At 68.3% G+C, this 21,317-nt stretch carries 17 protein-coding genes and 1 pseudogene; 6 read left to right on the top strand and 12 right to left on the bottom strand.

The window, feature by feature from the left end; translation table 11 throughout:
- From HHL15_RS20585 to HHL15_RS20570, 4 genes and pseudogenes are all read right to left on the bottom strand, one after another.
- Window positions 1-413, bottom strand: a pseudogene (locus HHL15_RS20585) (formyltetrahydrofolate deformylase); the annotation flags it as partial.
- Between the two features lie 114 nt (window positions 414-527).
- The gene (locus tag HHL15_RS20580) at window positions 528-1,658 is read right to left on the bottom strand and encodes an aminomethyltransferase family protein (RefSeq protein ID WP_169147691.1); all 1,131 of its coding nucleotides are present in this window, start codon (window positions 1,656-1,658) and stop codon (window positions 528-530) included.
- 134 nt (window positions 1,659-1,792) lie between these two features.
- Window positions 1,793-2,491, bottom strand: a complete 699-nt coding sequence (locus HHL15_RS20575; protein WP_235943547.1) for a response regulator — start codon at window positions 2,489-2,491, stop codon at window positions 1,793-1,795.
- A gap of 28 nt (window positions 2,492-2,519) precedes the next feature.
- Entirely contained in the window at window positions 2,520-4,022 is a 1,503-nt protein-coding gene (locus tag HHL15_RS20570) for an ATP-binding protein (protein ID WP_169147690.1), read from the bottom strand.
- Window positions 4,023-4,223: 201 nt separating this feature from the next.
- On the opposite strand from HHL15_RS20570, the gene HHL15_RS20565 reads away from it, so the two are divergent.
- The 6 genes from HHL15_RS20565 (at window position 4,224) to HHL15_RS20540 (ending at window position 12,453) form a co-directional block, all read left to right on the top strand.
- Window positions 4,224-6,041 carry a sensor domain-containing diguanylate cyclase gene (locus tag HHL15_RS20565; protein WP_169147689.1) on the top strand — a complete coding sequence of 606 codons (1,818 nt, stop codon included), beginning with the start codon at window positions 4,224-4,226 and terminating at the stop codon, window positions 6,039-6,041.
- A gap of 132 nt (window positions 6,042-6,173) precedes the next feature.
- Complete coding sequence (locus HHL15_RS20560; RefSeq protein ID WP_169147688.1) at window positions 6,174-6,716, top strand: DUF3455 domain-containing protein; 543 nt, start codon at window positions 6,174-6,176, stop codon at window positions 6,714-6,716.
- Window positions 6,717-6,790: 74 nt separating this feature from the next.
- Window positions 6,791-7,357, top strand: coding sequence for a sigma-70 family RNA polymerase sigma factor (locus tag HHL15_RS20555; RefSeq protein WP_169147687.1), 567 nt, complete (start codon window positions 6,791-6,793; stop codon window positions 7,355-7,357).
- Entirely contained in the window at window positions 7,354-8,082 is a 729-nt protein-coding gene (locus HHL15_RS20550) for an anti-sigma factor (protein ID WP_169147686.1), read from the top strand. Before HHL15_RS20555 ends, HHL15_RS20550 begins: the two co-directional genes overlap by 4 nt.
- Before the next feature lie 158 nt (window positions 8,083-8,240).
- Window positions 8,241-9,041 (top strand): ABC transporter substrate-binding protein, encoded by an 801-nt coding sequence (locus HHL15_RS20545; protein WP_169147685.1) that lies wholly within the window; start codon window positions 8,241-8,243, stop codon window positions 9,039-9,041.
- Between the two features lie 13 nt (window positions 9,042-9,054).
- Complete coding sequence (locus HHL15_RS20540) at window positions 9,055-12,453, top strand: bifunctional diguanylate cyclase/phosphodiesterase (RefSeq protein ID WP_169147684.1); 3,399 nt, start codon at window positions 9,055-9,057, stop codon at window positions 12,451-12,453.
- A 21-nt stretch (window positions 12,454-12,474) separates the two neighbouring features.
- Here the strand turns inward: HHL15_RS20540 and HHL15_RS20535 are convergent, their stop codons facing one another.
- From HHL15_RS20535 to HHL15_RS20500, 8 genes are all read right to left on the bottom strand, one after another.
- The gene (locus tag HHL15_RS20535) at window positions 12,475-12,912 is read right to left on the bottom strand and encodes a hypothetical protein (protein WP_169147683.1); all 438 of its coding nucleotides are present in this window, start codon (window positions 12,910-12,912) and stop codon (window positions 12,475-12,477) included.
- 104 nt (window positions 12,913-13,016) lie between these two features.
- Entirely contained in the window at window positions 13,017-14,921 is a 1,905-nt protein-coding gene (locus tag HHL15_RS20530) for a DUF1989 domain-containing protein (RefSeq protein WP_169147625.1), read from the bottom strand.
- A complete protein-coding gene (locus tag HHL15_RS20525) occupies window positions 14,918-15,433 on the bottom strand; it encodes a flavin reductase family protein (RefSeq protein WP_169147682.1) in 516 nt (171 codons plus the stop codon). Before HHL15_RS20525 ends, HHL15_RS20530 begins: the two co-directional genes overlap by 4 nt.
- 65 nt (window positions 15,434-15,498) lie before the next feature.
- Window positions 15,499-16,878 (bottom strand): acyl-CoA dehydrogenase family protein, encoded by a 1,380-nt coding sequence (locus HHL15_RS20520; RefSeq protein WP_169147681.1) that lies wholly within the window; start codon window positions 16,876-16,878, stop codon window positions 15,499-15,501.
- Between the two features lie 91 nt (window positions 16,879-16,969).
- Window positions 16,970-18,046 (bottom strand): heme-dependent oxidative N-demethylase family protein, encoded by a 1,077-nt coding sequence (locus tag HHL15_RS20515; RefSeq protein ID WP_169147680.1) that lies wholly within the window; start codon window positions 18,044-18,046, stop codon window positions 16,970-16,972.
- Window positions 18,047-18,082: 36 nt separating this feature from the next.
- Window positions 18,083-19,033, bottom strand: coding sequence for a PDR/VanB family oxidoreductase (locus HHL15_RS20510; RefSeq protein WP_206198886.1), 951 nt, complete (start codon window positions 19,031-19,033; stop codon window positions 18,083-18,085).
- Window positions 19,030-19,611 (bottom strand): dimethylamine monooxygenase subunit DmmA family protein, encoded by a 582-nt coding sequence (locus HHL15_RS20505; protein WP_169147679.1) that lies wholly within the window; start codon window positions 19,609-19,611, stop codon window positions 19,030-19,032. Before HHL15_RS20505 ends, HHL15_RS20510 begins: the two co-directional genes overlap by 4 nt.
- Window positions 19,612-19,622: 11 nt before the next feature.
- Window positions 19,623-21,311: an APC family permease gene (locus tag HHL15_RS20500; RefSeq protein ID WP_169147678.1), complete on the bottom strand. Its 1,689-nt coding sequence runs from the start codon at window positions 21,309-21,311 to the stop codon at window positions 19,623-19,625.
- Between the last annotated feature and the right edge of the window lie 6 nt (window positions 21,312-21,317).

Here is a 21,317-nt window from a genome sequence, read left to right as displayed (position 1 = left end):
CCGTGCCACTCCACCAGGCCCCGGAAGGTCTCGTGATTCGAGATCACGCACGGAATCTCGATGTTCAGCTCGTCCGCCTGCCAGCGCGCCAGCAGGTCGTACAGGCAGTGCTCCTGCTTGGACACCAGGATCACCACCCGCTTCTTGCGCGCGCTGTCCGAGATCCGCCAGTCCATCTGGAACTCCGCCGCAATCGGCGCGAACTTGTCGCGCAGCGTCTCGATACCGAAGGGCAGCGAGTCCGCCAGGATCTCCTGGCGCATGAAGAAGCGCTCCGCCTGCGCGTCGGCGTGGTGGTTTGCCTCGGTGATCCAGCCCTTGTTCTGGGCCAGGAAGGCGCTGACGGCGGCAACGATGCCGACCCGGTCAGGACAGGACAGGGACAGGGTGTAACGTCGTGTGGGGGAAGTCATGGGCTGTTTCCTTTTGCTCGGCCTCTGGGGGGCCATTCATTCATCCGGAGGGTGCAGCGGGGCCGGGCCGCTTGCAGAGGCGGCTGAAGCCGCCCCTGCGTGGCCTGCCGGGGCTCAGCCCTTGGCGGTACGCTTGAGCTTCTGCGGGTCGTCGAAAGGCAAGGCGTGCGTGGTGGCCGGAGCGCGCAGGCTGGCGCCGCGCAGTTCGAGCTTGCGGCCGGGCACGGCATAGGCCGGATCCAGGCGGGCGATGGCCATGGAGCGGTCCACCAGGCGCGAGTACATGCCGCAGGTCACGAAGCCGACCTTGGTGTCGCCGTCGTAGAGGGCATCGCCGCCCAGGGCCGCTTCCTTGGAGTCGAGCTCGATGCCGAAGATCTTGAAGCGCTCCTTGCCCTGCAGCCGGTAGTGCTCGTTGGCACCACGGAACTCCTTCTTGCCCGGCGACACGGTGAAATCCAGGCCCAGCTCCCACAGGGTGTCGCCGATGGGCTGCCCTTCCATCGGGTACATATCGGAATTGTCGTAGGGGTAGAACAGCAGGTAGCTCTCCACCCGCAGCCAGTCCAGCGCCAGGAAGGAACAGGGGCGGATGCCCATGGCCTTGCCTTCGGCGACGATGGTGTCCCAGATGGTGGGCGCATCGGCGGCCTTGCAGAAGATCTCGTAGCCCCGCTCGCCGGTGTAGCCGGTGCGGGAGATGGTCACCGGGCGGCCGAACAGCGTGGTGTGGATATGGTGGAAGTAGGGCAGATCACGGATGCCCGGCACATGCTTGGACAGGAACTCCACGGCCACCGGCCCCTGCAGGGACAGGTCGTGCAGATCGTCATCGAAGAGCACCGTCACGTTGCGGCCGACGGCGCCGCGGGTGAGGATCTCATGCCCTGCGCCGGAGCCGTGCACCACCATGAAGGCATTGGGGCCGTTGCGATAGATCACGCAATCGTCGATGAACTTGCCGGCCTCGTTGAGCATGCTGGCGTATACCGACTTGCCCGGGTAGAGCTTGCCCACGTTGCGGGTGGTGGCCCAATCGATCAGGGCTTCGGCGTGGGGTCCGATCACATGCACCTTCTTGAGGCCGGACACATCCATCAGGCCGGCCTTGGTGCGGATGGTCTCGTGCTCGTCGGCCAGGTCGGTGGAATAGGTCCAGGCGGTGCCCATGCCATTCCAGTCCTCCAGATTGGAACCGAGGGCGCGATGACGGTCGGCGAGGGCCGAGATTCTCCATGAACTCATCTGAAACTCCTTGCAGGAAAGGGGTTGGGGTATGAGTTCATTAGGCCAGCCGGGGCGGCGGCGGGAAATACTACTCTGGTACTACTTCAGGGAGAGGGCGGTCGGCTCCGCCCCCGGCTCAATCCCTCCACCCCCTACACGGCGGCGTTCCTGTCACCCTCCCGCAACTCCCGCAGCCACACCGCAGCCTCGAAACGGTTGCGCAGATTGAGCTTCTGCAGCACGTGCTTGACGTGCACCTTCACCGTGCTCTCGGCGATGCCCAGGGAGCGCGCCACGATCTTGTTGGAGGCGCCCTTGGAGACCAGCTCAAGGGTCTCCTGCTCGCGGGCGGTGAGGGAGGCCCAGCCGACGTCGATGTTCTCCCGGGCGGCGGGCTGGGGCTTGGCCAGCAAGCCCCCCACCTCGGCCGACAGCACCGTGCCCCCCGCCGCCACCTGGCGCAGCTTGAGGCAGAACTCGTCCGGCTCCATGTCCTTGAGGAGGTAGCCGCTGGCCCCTGCCTTGAGGGCCTCCATCACATCAAAGCTGGAGTCTGACACCGTGAGCATGACCAGCCGGGTCGGTGAGCCGGCGGCCTGCAGGGCGCGCACCACAGAGATTCCGTCGAGGCCCTTCATGTGCAGGTCCACCAGGGCCACATCGGGACGATGGGTGAGCACCGCCTCGATGCCGTCGGCCCCCGAGGCCGCCTCGGCCACCACCCGGATGTCGGCATACATCGAAAGCAGCTGGCCGATGCCCTTGCGGAACAGGGCGTGGTCATCCACCACCACCAGGCGGATGGGCGGCACCTCACCGGCTGCTCCAGGCATCGTTTCAGAAGGGTCCATGGGTTGTCTCCTCAAGTCTTGATGAAATTCATGTGGGCACCGCCCGGGGGCGGAAGCGCATTTCCACGCAGGTGCCGGTGTTGTCGGCCCCGGGGGCCAGCGTCAGGCTGCCGCTCAGTTGCCGGGCCCGCTCACGCATGATGGAGAGGCCGTGATGACCTTCGCCGCCACTGTCCGGAGCAATACCCCGGCCGTCGTCCTCCACCTGGACCACCACCTCCCCCTCGGGGCTCCGCTCGAGGCGGATCAGGGCATGGTCGGCCCGCGCGTGGCGGATCACATTGGTGAGCGCCTCGCGGACGATCTGCAGCAAATGGAACTCCTCGTTCACCGACAGGGGCGTGTCACCCAGCCGGAAATCCAGGCTGATCTCGGTGCCGGCCCGGGCCGACAACTCCTCCACCACCTCCCGCAGGGCCTGCTGCAGACCACCGGGCGGCATGCTCGTCCGGAAGGCCGAGAGCAGCTCGCGGAGGTGCCGGTAGGCGCTGTCGAGCCCGTTCTTGATCTCCCCGGAGATCTCCAGCACCCGCCCGCTCGGCTCGCAGGCATCGCAGTTGCGGCCGATCTCCAGTTGGAGTCGGGCTATCTGCAGCTTCATGTACGACAGGGCCTGGGCAAGGGAGTCATGCAGCTCCCCGGCAATCGCGTTGCGCTCGTCCATCAGGGCCAGGCGCCGGCGCCGCTGGTTTCTCTGCAGATTGCCCAGGGACAGGGCGAACAGCCCGGCCACCGCATCCACCAGGCGCCGGTGACGGCTTTCGAACAGGAAGTCGCCCGGCGCCTCGACGATCAGCACACCGTAGGTTTCACCTGCATCCCGCACCGGCACGGCCAGCTCGACGATCTCTCCATCGGGGCCTGAATCGGAACGGCGCAGGCCCCCGCTGCGGGCCAGGGACTCCGCATCGAACTCGTCGAGCAGGCGGGCCAGGCGGGGCGCGCCCAGCGCCTCCGGCACGCCCAGGCCCTCGGCCACCTGCTCGAACAAGGCCAGTGAGCAGCAGCGGGCCTGCAGGCAATCAAGCATGTCCTCGAGCAGGGCGGTGAGCCACGGGGCACTGGCATTGTTTCCCGCCAGGCTGGCACAGGCCCGGTAAATGAACTCCAGGGAGCGCACCGCGAAGCGCTCCTGCTCGAGAGCATGGCGCGACAGGCGCTCCCCGTCCGCCAGGCCGCAGGCGAGCTGGGTGGCCACAGCATCAAGGGCCCGCGCCAGCCGGTCGATCTCGTCGCCGCCCTGTTCCGGAGCGACGGCCGCACCAGCGGTGTGCGCGGAGACCCGGGCGAGCGCGATATCAGTGCGTTCCACCAGCGCCTTCCAGCCTCCGCGCAGGATCAGCGCGCAGCCGACGACGAACAGCAAGGCCAGCACGGCAGTCATCAACTCCACCCCGGCCAGACGCGCCGCAGCAGGGCCTGCCGGATCAGCCCGGGCGGAGAGTTCGAGCCTCACCGTCAGTCCGGCGCTGAAATAAAGCCCGGCTGCCAGACTGGCCAGACAGGCCAGGATCAGGCACAAGCGGGACATGAGCGGAAAGCGATCGAGCACGATGAGGGTCAGTGAACACAGAAATGCCGGGCCGGCGAACAGCAACTAAAAAGCAACATTCGCGCCCTACAGGAAACTTCATGCCATCTGGAATTCCGCGCCCCAGCCCGCAGACATGGAGTGAAACCTGCTTGCCCAAGCCCGGACAATCACCCAGAACGGCTCGCCGAGCCCGGCCCCATGACGCTCTATCTCGTTGCCACCCTGCTGGCCTCCGCCCTCGCATGCCTTGCCCTCGGAGAGGCCGGACCGCCCGCCAGCGTGGTCTGGGCCGTCTGCGCCTTGCCCGCGATGGCCTGGGCCGGCCTGCGTTTCGGACCCCGCACCCAGGTCCAGTCGCGCCCCCTCGGCCCGGACGGCACCGGGCGGCCCCTCACCCAGTTCGCCCAGCACAGCGGACAACCGGCCCTGCTCGCGGAGGGCGGGCGCATCGCCCACGCCAACCAGGCCCTGCTCAAGGTGCTCGGCCTGGAATCCCGCAGCGACGAAGTGCTGGGCATGCCCCTCGACAACATCGTGCACCCCAAGCACCATCGCCGACTGGCCGCCCTGCTGGGCGCCGGCACCGCCTCCGGCGACGCCGGCGTGCTGACCCTGCTGCGGGCCGACGGCGTGCCCTGGCTGGCCCGCGCCAGCCTCTTCCGCGGCGACCGGTCCACGGTCACCCTGCTGCAGTTCGACACCCCCGACGCACTCCCCGCCAGCGGCCCCGACAGCCAGTGGGGCAATCGCCTGTCCCACTTCGCAGGCGAGATCCTGTTTGCCCTGGACAACCAGCTCCTGGTGACCTGGCTCAACCCCCAATGGGAAAGAGCCACCGGCCGGCCGGTGGCCGACAGCCTCTTCCAGCCCTTTCTGCCGCTCTTCCACCTGGAAGACCGGAACGCCCTCACCAAGGGCCTGCGTCAGTTGCAGGCCGGGGAAAGGGACAGCCTGAGCCTGGAGGTCCGCACCCTGGCAGGGCGGGCGCTGGGCCCGCGTTGGGTTGAATTGCGGGCCTGGGCCCTCGACCTCCCCGCCAGCGGCGAGACCGGCATCGTCGGCATGCTGCTCGACATCGACCAGCGGCGGCGCAACGAAGAAGCCCTGCGCGCCCAGCGACGCAGCCTGCACACCATGCTCGACAACCTGCCGGGGATGATCTACCGCGGCCAGAACGACAAGCACTGGACCATGGAATTCGTCAGCGAGGGCAGCTTCGAGCTGACCGGCTACACCCCGCTCGAGCTGGTGGACAACCAGTCGGCCAGCTTTGCCGACCTGATCCACCCGGAAGACCGGGATTTCGTCTGGAACTACGTGCAGATGCGCCTGACCCGGCGCGAGCGCTACGAGCTCAGCTACCGCATCGTGGACCGGGACGGGCAGACCCGCTGGGTCTGGGAGCAGGGGCGCGGCATCCATTCCAGCCGCGGCGAGTTCCTCGGCCTGGAAGGCTTCATCACCGACGTGGACAGCAGCCGCGGGGCCCAGGAAGAAGCCCGCCGCCGCCTGTTCTTCGACAACGCCACCGGCCTGCTCGGTTTCAGCCTGTTTCTGGACCGGCTGCAGCACCTGTTTGTCCATTCCGCCTTCGCCGGCTATCCCTTCGCCCTCCTCCACCTCAGCGTCACCCCGCTCGAGGAGATCGCCGCCACCCATGGCCCGGCCATGGCCGAACGGGTCATGGTGGAAGTTGGCAAGCGCCTGCGCGTCGTGCAGAACGATTGCAACGGGGTCGCCCGCCACGGCAATGGCTTTGCCATCCTGGTGAGCGACTTCCGCCCCCCCTCCCTGGCCTGGGCCAGCCCCGGTCCGGCAGACGCAGCCTCACCGGAAGGACTGCAGCACCTCGCCGACGCCCTGGCAGGAATGGCCGGCAAGCCGCTGCGCATCGACGGCCACCCCATCGCCCTGCAGGCCCGGGTGGGCATCGCGCCCGCTCCGGGGCAATGCAGCGACGCCCGGGCGATGCTGGCCGCCGCCGCCCTAACCGCCTCCGACGGCGGTGCTGCCTGATCCTGGTGCCGAACCGGGCTGCTTCGCCCCCCCGGAATTTTTTTCGCCAGGTGCATCCAGTTGCCCTCTCCACGGGTAGTGAACTCAGCAGCCTCCCGCGCTGCTCGCCCCCCTTCCCCACGGAGAGAAAAAATGAAAACCACCTTCACCATCCTGCTGTCCGCCCTGACCCTCGGCGCCTGCTCCACCATCGGGTCGATGAGTCCCCGCTTCAGCCAGGACAGCCTGCCCGACCCCGTCAAGGTACCTGCTGGTCACCAGGTCGCCTGGGAGACCGTCGGCAGCGGCGAAATCACCTACGAGTGCCGCGACAAGGCCAATGCTCCGGGCCAGACCGAGTGGGTCTTCGTCGGCCCCCGGGCGGTCCTCAAGGATCGCGCCGGGCAGGTGCTGGGCAGCTACTATGGCCCGCCCGCCACCTGGGAGGCCGGTGACGGCTCAAAGCTCACCGGCACTCAGGTCGCCGTCGCCCCGTCCGGCGCCGGCAACCTGCCCCTCCAGCTGGTCAAGGCCAATCCAGCCAGCGGCAACGGCGCCCTGAGCGGTGTCAGCTACATCCAGCGGGTCGCCCTGAAGGGCGGCGTGGCGCCCGCCTCCGAATGTTCGGCCGGCTCCCGCGGCAAACGGGAAACCGTCACCTACCAGGCTGACTACATCTTCTGGAAGCCGGTCTGAGGCCCCGGCGCCCTCGGTTAGAATCGGGCGGTCGCTGACGCATCCGCCGGCAGCCCGCCCGAAAGCGCCTCACCGTGCCCGCCTCCACCGCCGACTTCGACTATCAAGCCGCCCTCCTCGCCTGCGCCGCGGGCGAGCGTGCGGCCCTGCAGCAGCTCTACGAGCAGGAAGGCGCGCGCCTGCTCGGCGTGGTGATGCGCATCGTGAGGGATCAAGCCCTGGCCGAGGACATCGTGCACGACGCCTGCGTCAATATCTGGACCCGCGCCGCCAGCTTCAACCCTGCCCTGGGCTCAGCCCGCGGCTGGATCTACAGCGTCGCCCGCAATCTGGCCCTCAATGCCGTGCGTGATGCCCGCCGCGAGATCACGGTGGACGACGACACCGCCACCGCGCTGGATGCCCAGGCCTCTCTGGAAGCCTGGCAGGACATGGCCGATGCCTTTGCCTGGCAGGCCAGCGCCGGGCGCATCGGCCCCTGCCTGGAGCGCCTCGAGCCGGTGCGTCGCAACTGCATTCTTCACGCCTATGTGGATGGCCTCTCCCACAGCGAGATCGCCCGGCGCCTGGAAGCCCCGCTGGGCACCGTGAAGGCCTGGATCAAACGCAGCCTGGCCGCCCTGCGGGAGTGCCTGTCATGAGCCCCGCAGCGCACCGCGCCATCCCGCCGGAAACCCATGAACTGGCCGGAGAATACGTGCTGGGCACCCTGTCGGCGGCGGCCCGCCGCGAGGTGGAGGCCCGTCTCGACAACGATGCCGTACTGCGCGCCGCCGTGCTGGCCTGGGAGGAGCGCCTGCTGCCCCTGGCCGGCCTGGCCGATCCGCTCAGCCCGTCGCCCCGCCTGTGGCAACGCATCGAACGCAGCCTCAACGCCCGCCCTCAGGCCACCACGCCACGGGCCACCAACTGGTGGCGGGGCTGGGATACGCTCGCACTGTGGCGCAGCCTCGCTGCGGGCGGCCTGGCAACGGCCGCGCTGCTGGCCGTGGTGCTGGCCGGCCGCCTCGCCGAAGCCCCGCCGGCAACCCGCTTCATGGTGGTGCTGGTCGCCCCCGATGACCGGGCACCGGGCTGGGTGGTGCAGGCCAGTTCGCCGCAACGGGTCGAGCTGATTCCGCTGGCCACCATCGAAGTACCCGCCGACAAGACCCTGCAGTTCTGGACCAAGGCCGACGACTGGAAGGCACCGGTATCCCTTGGCCTGGTGACCCCGGGACGCAGCCTGAGCGTCCCCCTCGACGCCCTCCCCGCCCTGCAGCCCAACCAGCTGTTCGAGCTGACCCTGGAACCCCGCGGCGGCTCACCCATCGGCAAGCCCACGGGTCCGGTGCGCTTCATCGGGCGGGCAGTCAAGGTGATGTAGCCACCGGCATGGCCGCGCACAAGGTCACACCGCTGCGCAGATCCGGGTTGTCGCGGCTGGTCCGGACACAGTTGTTTGCATAGAATGCGCGAATCTTTCATCGTCTGCCCCACTTTGGCCCTGCCCATGGTTATCCCCGCCCAGCCCGGAAAGCAACAATGAGACGCGTGCTCGCGGCTGTCGGGCTGATCGCCGTGGCCGGCGCGGGCCAGGCGGCGGGAGGCCATCTCGACCGGGTGCTGGCGGCCCGCGAAATGCGGGTCTGCATCTGGCCGGACTACTACGGCATCTCCTACCGCAACCCCAAGACACAGCAACTGGAAGGCATCGACATCGACATGGCCCGGGCCCTCGCCCGCGACCTGAACGTGGCGGTGCGCTTCGTGGACAGCTCCTTCGCCCAGTTGATCAGCGACGTGACTCAGGACCGTTGCGACATCGCCATGTTCGCCATCGGGATCACCCCGCAGCGGAGCGAGAAGCTGCACTTCACCCGCCCCCACCTGGTGAGCGACATCTACGCCATCACCACCAAGAGCAATCGGCGGATCCGGACCTGGGACGACATCGACAAGCCCGGCGTGGTGGTTGCCGTGGCCAAGGGCACCCTGCACGAGCCGATCATGCGGGACAAGCTGCGCCAGGCCACCCTGCTGGTCACCGACACCACCCAGGGCCGCGAGCAGGAGGTGGAGTCGGGACGCGCCGACGTGTTCATGACCGACTTCCCCTTCAGCCGGCGCATGCTGGAGACAACCGACTGGGCCCGCCTGGTGGCCCCCGCCGCCACTTACCACCTGACGCCCTACGCCTATGCCATGCAGCAGGGGGACAGCCCCTGGCATGAGCGTGTGGAGCAGTTCCTCGCCGACGCCACCCGGGACGGCCAGCTGATGGCCGCCATCCGGCGTCACAAGCTCGACCCCATCGCTGCGCCCACCAGCGTCAGCAAGAACTAGGACCGCCCGCGCCATGCCCCTGCAGGCTCGCCGCCACCGGCGCGCCCTCTTTGCCATCGTCACGCTGCTCGTCGCCTTCAGCGCCTGCAGCGTGACCGGCTACGCCCTGTGGCGCCTGCGCGCGGAGCGCATCCAGCACCATTTCGAGAACGCAGCGATGAGCGCCCGTGCCTTCGAAAACCATTTGACCCAAAGCTTCAACATCATCGACACCAGCCTGATCCAGGCCGCCAGCGACAACCTGGGCAGCACCGGCCTGTCCCGCCTGCTGCGCCATGCACCTTACCTGCGCTCGATCAGCACCCTCGACGCAGCGGGCCGCATCCACCTCAGCTCCGATCCCCGCAACAAGGGCCTCGCGCCGGCGCCGGACAAGTTCCTGCCCCTGGCCTCCCAGCCCGTCGAGGTCCTGCGCATCGGCCCGCTGCTGAGCGGCCGCGACTTCCACGACGGCCGCGTGCCCGGCGGCAGCGCGCCGCTGTCCGGCTTCATCCCGGTGCTCCGCGACGTCCGCCTGCCCGGCGACAGCTGGATGAGCGCTGCGGCCTCGGTCAATGCCGACTACTTCCTCAACTTCTACAGCGCCCACGTGGATCCGCACCGGGGCACGGTGGACCTGCTCCGCTACGACGGACTCCTGCTGCTCAGCACCGACGAACAAGCCCGGCCGGGTCTCTCCGGCCCCGGCCAGGAAGTCGTGGCGCGCCTCTCCACTTCGGAGATCGGCAGCTTCGAGGAACGGCAGCCCGACGGGCGCTCCACCCTCACCGCCTACCGAGCCTCCCGCGCCTACCCGCTGGTGCTGGTCGTGCGCCTCGACAAGGAGAAGGTGCTGGATGGCTGGCGCGAAGAAGCCCGCCGCTCGGCGGCCATCGTCGGCGCCGTGCTACTCGCCGCCCTCACTCTGAGCGGACTGTATTTCATCCGCTTCGAGCGCCTCGCCCGGGAGCGGGAGGCCGACCAGGCGCGCCTGCGCATCGCCGCCATTGCCTTCGAATCCCAGGAAGGGATGGTCGTCACCGACGCCGACTACACGGTGCTGCGGATCAATACGGCCTTCACCACCATCACCGGCTTCACGGCCGCCGACGTGGTGGGCGGCAGCATGAACTTCATGAAGTCGGGGCTCCACGACAGCAGCTTCTACACGGCCATCCGCCAGCACCTGGCCCTCAACGGGGTGTGGGCCGGAGAGATCCTGAACCGTCACAAGGACGGCAGCATCCACCCCCACTTCCTGACCATCACCGCGGCGCGTGACGACGAGGGCCGCCCCACCCACTACGTGGGCACCCTCACCGACATCACTGAACGCCGCCGCATCGAGGCCGAACGCGACGAGCTCAACCGGGACTTCGTGAGCTTCCTGGAGAACACCACCGACTTCATCTATTTCAAGGACACCGACAGCCGCTTCCGCTTCTGCAGCCAGGTCCTCGCCGACATCACCGGCCACCGCAGCTGGCGCGACCTGACCGGCAAGCACACCCTGGAGGTGTTCCCGCCGGACACCGGCCCGATCTACCACGGCGAGGAGATCGCCATCATCCGGGACGGTACGCCACTGATCGACAAGACCGACCCCTACTACGACAGCACCGGGCGGCGCGGCTGGATCAATACATGCAAATGGCCCATCGTCGATGAAACGGGCAAGGTCACCGGCCTGTTCGGCATCAGCCGCGACATCACCGCGCACATGCGTACCGAGATCGACCTGCGGATCGCCGCCATCGCCTTCGAATCCCAGGAAGGCATGCTCATCACCGACGCCAGCAACACCATCCTGCGGGTCAATCGCGCCTTCACCAAGATCACCGGCTACTCCGAGGCCGAGGCGGTCGGGCAAACTCCGCGCCTGCTCCGCTCAGGCCACCACGACCGCGACTTCTACGCATCCATGTATGCAAGCCTGCACAGCACCGGCGCCTGGCAGGGGGAGATCTGGAACCGCCGCAAGAACGGCGAGATCTACCCCGAGTGGATGACCATCAGCACCGTCCTCGACGGTGAAGGCAATCCCAGCCACTACGTGGCCTCACTCACCGACATCACCGAACGCAAGGAGGCCGAGAGCGAGATCCGCAACCTCGCCTTCTACGACCCCCTGACCCAGCTGCCCAACCGCCGCCTGCTCCTCGACCGGCTGCGCCACACCCTGGCCACGGTAGCCCGCAGCAAGCGCCACGGTGCCCTGCTGTTCATCGACCTGGACAATTTCAAGACCCTCAACGACACCTTCGGCCACGACATGGGCGACCTCCTGCTGCAGAAAGTCGCCGATCGCCTGACCGGCTGCATCCGCGAAGGCGATACGGTGGCGCGCCTCGGCGGCGACGAATTCGTGGTGCTCCTCGACGACCTCCACCCGGCCGCGGCCGACGCAGGCACCCAGGCCCGCATCGTCGGCGACAAGATCCTCGCCACCCTCAACATTCCCTACGACCTGGCCGGCCACGACTATCACTGCACGCCGAGCATCGGCATCACCCTGTTCGCCGACCACGAAGGGGAGAGCGACGAACTGATGAAACGGGCCGACCTGGCCCTCTACAGCGCCAAGGCCGCCGGCCGCAACACCATGCGCTTCTTCGACCCGGAGATGCAGGCCGCGGTCAGCGCCCGCGCCGCCCTCGAAAAGGAGTTGCGCATCGCCCTGCAGCAGCAGGAGCTGCGCCTCTACTACCAGCCCCAGGTCAACGAACACGGCGCCATCATCGGCGCCGAAGCCCTGGTGCGCTGGCAGCATCCGCGCCTGGGCCTGGTGACCCCGGCCAGCTTCATCCCGCTGGCCGAGGAGACCCACCTGATCCACCCGCTGGGCCTGTGGGTGCTGGAAACCGCCTGCCGCCAACTGACCAGGTGGTCAAGCGTGCCAACCCGCGCCCACCTGGTGATCGCCGTCAACGTCAGCGTCCGCCAGTTCCGCCAGCCGGACTTCGTCGAACAGGTCTGCGCGGTTCTCGACAGCAGCGGCGCCGACCCGCGCAAGCTCAAGTTGGAGCTCACCGAGAGCCTGCTGCTCGACGACCTGGAAGACGTCGTCGCCAAGATGACCGCCCTGCGCGCCCGCGGCATCAGCTTCGCCCTCGACGATTTCGGCACCGGCTACTCGTCCCTCGCCTACCTGCAGCACCTGCCCCTCGACCAGCTCAAGATCGACCAATCTTTCGTGCGCGACCTGGACGTCCACCCCAACGACGCGGTGATCGCCCGCAGCATCGTCGCCCTGGCCCGCAACCTGGGCCTCAGCGTCATCGCCGAGGGCGTCGAGACCCCCCTGCAGCGCAACCTCCTGGCCGGGCTGGGCTGCCCCGCCTACCAGGGCTACCTGTTCAGCCCCCCGCTGACCCGCGAGGCCTTCGAGATCTTCGCCGAGGAGTGGGAGCCGGAGTCGGACGAGAGGGACTGAAGCAGCCCCGGGCGAAGCCGTTCAGGCACCGTCAGTTTTCACCCTCTGCAGCGCACGCCAGGTCGTGCAGGACGCCATGGCGGGGGCCAGCCACAGCGAAAGCCACAGCCCCGCGAGGACGGCCAAGGCCAGCGCGTTCGGCCCCGAGCGCGTGATCGCATAGATGATCACCAGCGCAGCGGCCGTGATGGCGATGGCCGAAGCCGCATAGACCAGAGCAAGCTGGCGCAGGAACAGGCAAGCAAAGGGCCACAGCGGCACGGCGGCCAGCCGCAGCCTTCCCCCGCGGAACACGACAAAACAGATGGCGGCACACAGGGCCAGGGACGCCCCCAGGAGCTGCAGCCAGAACGCGTCCGTCCATTCCGCCCTGCCGCGCACGAAGAGCACCAGGATGACGGAGCTCGCAAGGGCGCTCGCAGCAAACACGACGCGGAGGGTTTGGGTGGGGGTGTTCATTCAAGGCTCCCGGGTGGCAGGCGGGCTTACTTATACCCGCGGATGCCGGATCGGCGCCTTGATGGAGGTGAAGTGAGCGGCCCCTCCCCAGCCGGCCAATGCATCTAGGCTCGTACCCTCGCCTTCGTCGGGTCGTAGTGTGGAAACGCCACCACCGTCGCATCCAGCCGCTTGCGATGCCCGTCCAGCTGCCCGATCTGCAGCGCAGTCTCAAGCGTCGAGTAAGCCACGTCCACCCGTGCCAGGGCGATCTGGGCGTCGAGCACCGGGGAGCGCACGGCGCTGGTGATCTCGCCGACCTTGGCCCGTCCAAGGTACACGCCGTCGCCGTGGCTGGCCGCTTCGTTGCCGCGGATGGCGAGGCCGACGAGTTTGCGGCGGGGGTGGGCCTTGCGCTCCTCCAGGGCCGCCTTGCCGATGAAGTCCTCGGGTTTGGAGAGGGCCACGGTGAAGCCGATGCCGGCCTCGAAGGGGTCGGTCTGGTCGCAAAACTCCTGGCCCGCGAAGGCCAGGCCGGCCTCGATGCGCAGCATGTCGAGGGCCTCGAAGCCCAGCGGCACGATGCCCAGCGGCGCGCCGGCCTCCATCACCGCTGCCCACACGGCCGGGCCGTCCTTGGGGGCGCACCACAGCTCGAAGCCCAGCTCGCCGGTATAGCCGGTGCGCGACACCACCACCGGGATGCCGGTGGGGCCGCCGAGGCGCGCCGCGGTGAAGCGGAACCAGCCCAGTTCGGTGATGGCGGGCTGCACCGGTGCGGTCCACAGGATCTTCTGCAACAGCTCGCGGCTGCGCGGCCCTTGCACGGCCAGGTTGTGCAGGGCGTCGGTGGCATCGCGGACATGCACCTTGAAGTCCCCGGCCGCGGCCTGCTCCCTCAGCCACAGGCCGGTGGTGTCTTCGCCGCAGACAAAGCGGAAGACGTCGCGGCCCAGGCGGAACACCGTACCGTCATCCATCATGCCGCCGTGGGCATGGCACACCGCCGTGTACACCACCTGCCCCACCGCCAGCTTGCGCAGGTCACGGGTCTGCACTTTCTGCAGCAGGGCCTCGGCGTCGGGGCCGGTCACGTCGAATTTGCGCAGGGCCGACAAGTCCATCACCGCCACTTTTTCGCGGCAGGCCCAGTACTCGGCCAGGGGGCCGTGGCCGACGAAGCTCTTCGGCAGCCAGAAGCCCTTGTAGTCGATGAAGTCGCGGGTCAGGGTTTCGGTGACCGGCGCAAAGCCGGTCTGGCGGGTCAGGCGGGCGGGGGAATCGGGCGTCATGCGGTGGGCCATCGCGCGGGGGAAGGAGTGGGCGGCGTCATAGACGCGCGCTTCGATGTCGGTGGGTTGCCAGGCGTTGGCCGGATCGATGTCGTCGGCACAGGACGAGACCGCTACCACCAGATCCTTCATGGCGCGCAGCAGCACGTAGTCGCCGGGCTTCGACCAAGGTTCGGCAAAGCCCAGGCTGCCACAGGGCTGGATGAAGGTGTTGTAGAAGAAGTTGATCGCCGGCCAGCCGGCCCGCGGGCGGATGCCGAAGCCCGCCAGCGCCGCGTTGAAATTGTCGCTGCAGTTGGCGTGGCCGGGAAAGCCGGCGTCTTCGTAGTACTTGGCGGTGCACGCCAGGGCGAAGGCGTCGTGACGGCCGACGGTGTCCTGCACGGTTTCGAGCAGCGGCTGCATGCGCGCGTCGAAGTACTTGGCGTGCAGGCCCGGCCGGGGGTAGGCGGCGCCTGCCAGGGTGCGCGTCACGGTGGGGTCGAGGCCCCACTCCTCGCCGGCCTCGAGGGCTGCCGCGTCGAAGGCCAGCAGGTCGGAACACTGCCGGCCGTCCACGTCGATCACCTGGATGTACTGGCCGGCCTTCACATGAAAGGCCCTGGCGGTGGCGGCCTGCACGCGGACCACCGCCAGCGGCTCGGGAAAGGCCTGGACCGCGGCTGCCGCGGATTCGGCGGCGAGGAGGAAGGGGTCGCCTTCCAGTTCGCTGCCCGGTGGCTGCACGAAGTCGTTCACGCGCAGACCTCCCTCTCGGCCAGCCGGCGATAGCTGCCGGCACAGAAGACCAGCGGTTCGCCCTCGCGGAAGCGCAGGCGGCTCACCTCGGCCACGAAGATGATGTGATCGCCGCCCGGGTATTGGGCATAGGGGCGGCACTCGAAGGTGGCGAGGGCGCCCTCCAGCAAGGGGGCGCCGTGCTCGGCAGCCCCGTAGGTGAGGCCGGCCCATTTGTCGGCGCCCCCCCGGGCAAAGCGGTTGGACAGGCCCTCCTGCTCGTCGCCCAGGATGTGGATGGCGATCGGTCCGCCCGCCGCGAAGGCCTCGCAGCAGGCCATGTTCTTGGCCAGGCTGAACAGCACCAGCGGCGGGTCGAGGGAAACGGAATTGAAGGAACTCACCGTGGCCCCCACCGGCCGGCCCGCTTCGTCCCAGGTGGTGACAACCGTGACACCGGTCGGAAAGAGGCCGAGCACCCGGCGGAACAGGCGCCCGTCGAAGGGCGCGGAATGATGATTTGACGTGGGCATGGGGCCTCCTGAATGTCTCGGCCGGCGTCGCTGCGCAATGCACCGGCGCCGGCGATGTGGCGTGCTTACTGTGCCTCGGCGAGGAGCTTGGTGGCGAAGGCCGCCTTTTCTTCCTTGCTCATTTTCTTCAGCTCATTGTTGAGGACGCGCTGATTGACCGCCTGGTTCCAGTAATCGAGCACTTCGAAGCCGAGCAGCGCAGCCTTGCCGACAAACTGGCGCAGCACTTCGTTGGTGGGGCCCATCACCCAGCCGGCCTTGCCATCGCGCAGCAGGCGCTCGATGCCCAGGGCCGGCTTGTAGCCGGTGCCGCCGCAGGCGTGGAGCATCTTGTCCACCACGTGGGTGACGTTCTTGGAGGAGAAGAACTTGACCTGCCACAGCCAGTTGAGGATGCCGGTGCGCGGCAGGTGGGAGATTTCCTTGTGGGCGGACCAGTCGCAGTTGTTGGTCAGGTCGTCGAGGGCCTTGGCGGCCAGGTACACGTAGCTGCGGCTGGCGTTGGTGTCGATCAGGCACTCGCCCACATAGTCCTGGATGGTCGGGTAATCGGCAACGCGCATGCCCACGTCGTTGTGCACCTTGCGGGTGGTGTGGTTCTTGGTGATGTCCATGGCGGCCAGGCAGATGCCGTTCCAGCAGGCCGAGGAGCACACCAGGAAGAAGGGGTCGACCACCTCGTCGTTGGACTTGGCGCCATCGCCCACCGGGCCGACCAGGGCGTCCGGGGCGATCTCGACGCCATCCACCGAGATCGGGCCGGACTGGTTGCCGCGCATGCCGAGGCCGTCCCAGTTGGCGGGGTCGGCCTTGATCTGGTCCTTGGTGACCAGGAAGCACGACAGGTCGGAGTAGTCGCCGCCGAAATCCGGCGAGGTGGTCTGGATGATGTACCAGTCGGCAAAGCCGCCGGAGGTGGTCCACGAGGCCTTCTTGAAGACCTTCCAGCCGCCGTCGGTGCGCTCGGCGCGGGACGACATGGGATACCAGAAGTGGGAGCCGGTCTCAGGGTCGGAGTAGGACAGGGTGCCGATCAGCACGTCCTTGTCCACCCGGCGCAGGATGTCCTTGAGGCGCTCGTTGTCGTGGTGGCGCAGCAGCGCGGCGGCGCAGGCGCCCAGGTGCATGGTGTAGCACATGGCGGTGGAGGGGCAGCCATAGCGGGCAATGGTCTCCACCACCATGGCGGCACACAGATGGCTCTCGCCACGGCCGCCCAGCTCCTTCGGCACGGTCAGGCTCAGCAGGCCCATGGCGGCCAGGGCTTCGAAGTTCTTGCGCGGATACACATAGCCCTTGTCGCTCTCGATGGCGTTGGGGCGCAGGGTGGTCTCGCACAGGGCGATCAGGTCGGCCTGCAAGGCCTTCTGCCCGGCGCTGAGCAGCCATTGGGGGCTCCATTCGGCGCCGATACCGACGGGGGTCATCTGGGTGTTTGCGTTCATGTTTGCGGTCCTCTGTGGGTTTTGGGATATCGAGCGGCTGTGCCGCCTGTTTTTGTCGTGATGGATGACGGCCCGAGGCCGACGGTTGCAGTCAGCGCGGTGCCAAGGTGGTGATGCCGGCCTCGGTGCCGACAGGCAGTTCGCGTCCGTCGTCGTGCCTGGCCAGCCACTCGAGGGCCGCCGGCAGGTAGCGGGTCAGGCCCTTGTACTCGACCAGCTCGGGGGGCAGCGACGAGAGCACCCGGTGCAGGCGGGCGCCCCACTTGGGCACCCGTGCCAGGTCGTCGAGGGAGGCCAGGTAGCAGCGGATCGGGAAGAGGATCGCGTTGCTGCGCGGCAGCCGCCACAAGGTCTGCAGTTCGACCCGCAGATGCACCTTGTGGCCGGCGTTGTCCGGGGTCACGCTGGCGCGGTCGGTCCCCCACTCGGGGAAGCTCTCGGGCGAGGTGTCGAGCCGCGGGTTGATCGTCATGGTCCAGTTGAGGCGGCGCACCGGCTGGCCCAGGCGCAGCATCAGCAGGTATTTGAGGGCCCGCTCGAAGACGCCGGTCTGGTGGGCCAGGGGCACCGGGCCGTGCCACTCCATGAAGCTCATGCCAACGTCGAACTCCAGGGACCAGTCGGCCTGGGAGGTGACCATGCCGGCGTCCATGTAGAGGTTGTTGTCGCGCTGGTCGCAAATCGCAAAGTCGCCCTGGGCCTGGCGGGTGATGTACTCGAAGGGCTCGCAGGGCAGGGTCGCAGGGTCGCCGAAGGTGAAGCTCTGCTCGATGCCCAGCGGGCGGTTGGTCCAGGTCCAGCGGCTGCCGAAGTCATCCCCCTCCTTGACCAGGGAGAACAGCGCCGGGTAGTCCGCCGCCAGGCTCTCCATCAGCAGCTCGAGGGTGTCCCACTGGGCCAGCATCATGTGCGGCAGCACCTGGCAGCGGCCTGGGTCGCGCTCCAGGGTGATGGCCTTGTCGCGGCATTCGGCGATGTAGTGCTCATCCACATCAAAGGGCCGCAGGAACACGTCGCTCGGGCCGCTGCGCACATGGGGCTCGATGTTGACGCTGTACATGTAGCGGTCTTCCGGGAAGGGGAAGGGAAAACGCAGCACCGCGGCATCGCTGTTGCGGTAGGAGTAGTCGCCGCGGAAGGTCTCTTCAGGTTTGAAAGCGATGGTCATGACAGGCTCCAGGAATCTCGTTGTTTGCAGGGGCGGCTACAGATCCAGCACCAGCCGGCCGGCGCGGGCGCGGGACACGCAGGGCATGATCAGCCGCCCGGCGGCCCGCTCTTCGGCGGACAGGAAGTGGTCGCGGTGCTCGGCCTCGCCCTCCAGCAGCGGCGCCACGCACACCCCGCAGGCGCCGCCCCGGCACAGGCACGGCGCCTTCACGCCGGCCCGCTCGATGGCGTCGAGCAGGCTCTCGTCCTCGCCCACCTCCACCTCGACGCCGGACCGGGCCAAGAAGGCGCGGAAAGCCTCGCCGCCGGACAAGGCCGAGCCGAAGTGCTCGCAATGGACGTGGGTGTCGGGCCAGCCGGCGGCCGCGGCGGCGGCCAGCACCTCGTCGTTCATGGCAGCCGGGCCGCACACGTACAGGTGGGTGCCGACCGGCTGAGCGGCCAGCAGGGCCGGGATGTCGAGGCGGTGGCCGTCCGCATCCCAGTACCAGGACACCCCGGACCGGCCCGCCAGCCAGGGGTCGAAGGCGTGCTGCTCCGACTCCCGGCAGCACACGTGCAGGGCATGCTCGACGCCACTGAAGGCAAACTCGGCAAGGTAGGACAGGAAGGGCGTGATGCCGATGCCGCCGGCGATCATCAACTGGCGGCGTGCGGTGCGCACCGGGGCGAACAGGTTGCCGGGCCAGCCGGCCTCCAGCACGTCGCCCACCTGCAGGCTCTCGTGGATGTGGGCCGAGCCACCGCGGGAGGTGGGCACCCGCCGCACGATGATCTCCCAGGCGTCGCGGGCCCCCGGCCGGCTGACCAGGGAATAGGCGTTGCGGTAGGTGCGGGCGGCGCCGGCCAGGGCCAGCTGCACGTGGGCACCGGCCGCGGCCGGCGGCAGCTTGCCACCATCCGCCGCCACCAGGCGCACATGGCGCAGGCCGGGGGCGATGTCGGCCAGGGCCGCCACCTTGAGCGTGAGGGTTTCGCCGATCATGCGAAGACCTCCTCGATGGCCGGGATCTCGCCCGGCGCCTCGGCATCCACCATCACGCCCATGAAGGCGCCCAGGCGGCGCGAGAAGTGGTCGCGCACCAGCAGGTGACGGCCACAGCCGCCACAGGCCACGATGCTGGTGGTCACGCCTTCGGTCATGCCATGGCAGTGGGTGCACCACACCCGGCGACGCAGGCTGCCCGCATGGTGGAGCTGCACCTGCTTCTCACCGAAGCCGATCACCGCGGCGGCGGTGGCCACCGCCCACAGGAAGGGCTCGGTGCCCTGCACGTAGAGGCGGTCGCCCACGCCGTAGCCACGGCTGGCGCACGCCAGGGCATCCACCACGTCGGCGGCGCTCTCCAGCTGCCACAGCTTGCCCAGGCCGGACATCGGGGCAACCGCACCCGCCAACCAGGTGTGCAGGCTGGCCTGCACCGGGGCGAACACGCCCACCAGCGCCTCCAGGCGGCCGGGGACGAGGGTCTCGCCCTCCACCACCAGCAGGTGGCAGCCGCCCGCCAGGTCCGGAACCAGGGGCTGGTACACCGGACGACTCTTGATGTCGGAGTGCATCATCGCCGCAGTCCTCACAGCACGGCCAGGGAGTGGGCGATGTAGATCACCGCCGCGCCGCCCACCAGGGTGACGTAGGGCAGGATGCCGGCACGGGTGCCCACGCCCTCCTCGCTGCCCAGGTGCATGTCCTCCTGCATCGCCGCCGGAAACCGGCCCTTGTCGACGATGTAGTGGCGGTAGAAGAACACCGGCAGGATCATCGCCGCCGCCAGCAGGCCGGTGGCCAGGGTGCCGGCCCCCCAGATGTCGGCGCCCATGCCCATCAGGCCCAGATTGACGAAGGCCAGCACGGTGCCGATGGCGATCAGCCAGCCCGGCGCCTTGAACGGACGCGGCCAGTTCGGCCGGTCCACCCGGTGGATCCAGGCGGCGTTGAGGTTGAGGAAGTTGAAGAGGATGTAGCAGACGTTGGAGATGGCCAGCACAAACACGTAGTCGGACATCAGCAGCAACACCAGGTTGAAGCCCAGGTCGGTCCACATTGCCGGGGTCGGCGCACCGTTGGCATTCACGTGGGACAGGTACTTGGGCAGCCAGCCATCCACCGAGGCCTGGTACAAGGTGCGCGACGAGCCGGCCATCGAGGTCATGATCGACAGCACCAGGGCCAGCACCAGCATCGCCATCAGCACATGCTCGACCAGCGCGCCGCCACCCAGCATGTGGGCCATGGCGTGGGCCACGCCCATGCCGCTGTAGATGTCGGGCGACAGGATGCCGTCGTACACCGCCGGGGTGACCACCACGCCGGCCGCGTCCTTCACCTCCGGGGTGACCAGCTGGCCGAGGCCGATGGAACCCTGGAAGGCCAGCGGCACCACGGTGAACACGAAGATGCACAGCAGGCCGGAGTACAGGATGGCCTTGAAGGTGTCGGTGCGCGGATTGCGGAACTCGCGGGTGTAGCACACCGCCGTCTCGAAACCGTAAGTGGACCAGGCCGCCATGAAGAGGCCGCCGGCGATCAGGGTGAAGCCCGCCATGTCCCAGCTGCCGTCGATCACCGCACCGCCGGCGTCCTTGGCCAGCGGGAAGAGGGGCGCCAGGTTGGCCGCCGGCACATCGCCGGAGACCAGCGGCCACAGGCCGATCAGCATCAGCGGCGCCAGCGCGGCAACACCCAGCACCATCTGCATGCGCGCCGCCTGCAGGATGCCCCGGTGCTGGATCGCAAAGGCCGCCAGCAGCACCGCCGCGCCCAGCACGAAGGTGGCGTTGATGCGCAGCGACAGCCCGGCCTTGATCCCGGAGAGGTCCATCAGGGTGATCTGCCAGGTGTTGATGGCCGCGTCCGGCGCAAACAGGATGGACAGGATGTAGCCCGCCGCCAGCCCGGAGCCGATGGCCAGCACCGGCGACCAGGCCAGCCAGTTACACCACACCGACAGGGGCGCCAGCATCTTGCTGTAGCGCACCCAGGCCACCGCCCCATACACCGACGCACCGCCCGACTTGTGGGGGAACAGGCCGGCGATCTCCGCATAAGAAAAGGACTGCAGGAAGCCGAAGGCAATCGAGATGATCCACACCGCCCACGACGGCTTGCCCACGGTGGCGGCAATGGAGCCAATCGAGAAGAGCACCAGGGCCGGCACTCCGCTGGCCACCCAGAAGGCACCCGCCCAACCGATCTTGCGGTGGAGCGTCGCACTGCCGCCGCCCCCGATGCCGCTTACGGCATCCACTGTCGTCGTGTTCATCTGCAT

Origin of the sequence: Zoogloea dura (genome assembly GCF_012927165.1) — a bacterium.
GTDB lineage: Bacteria > Pseudomonadota > Gammaproteobacteria > Burkholderiales > Rhodocyclaceae > Zoogloea > Zoogloea dura.
The sequence above is the reverse complement of the archived record's forward strand: the minus strand, read 5'-3'. Positions and strand labels throughout refer to the sequence as shown.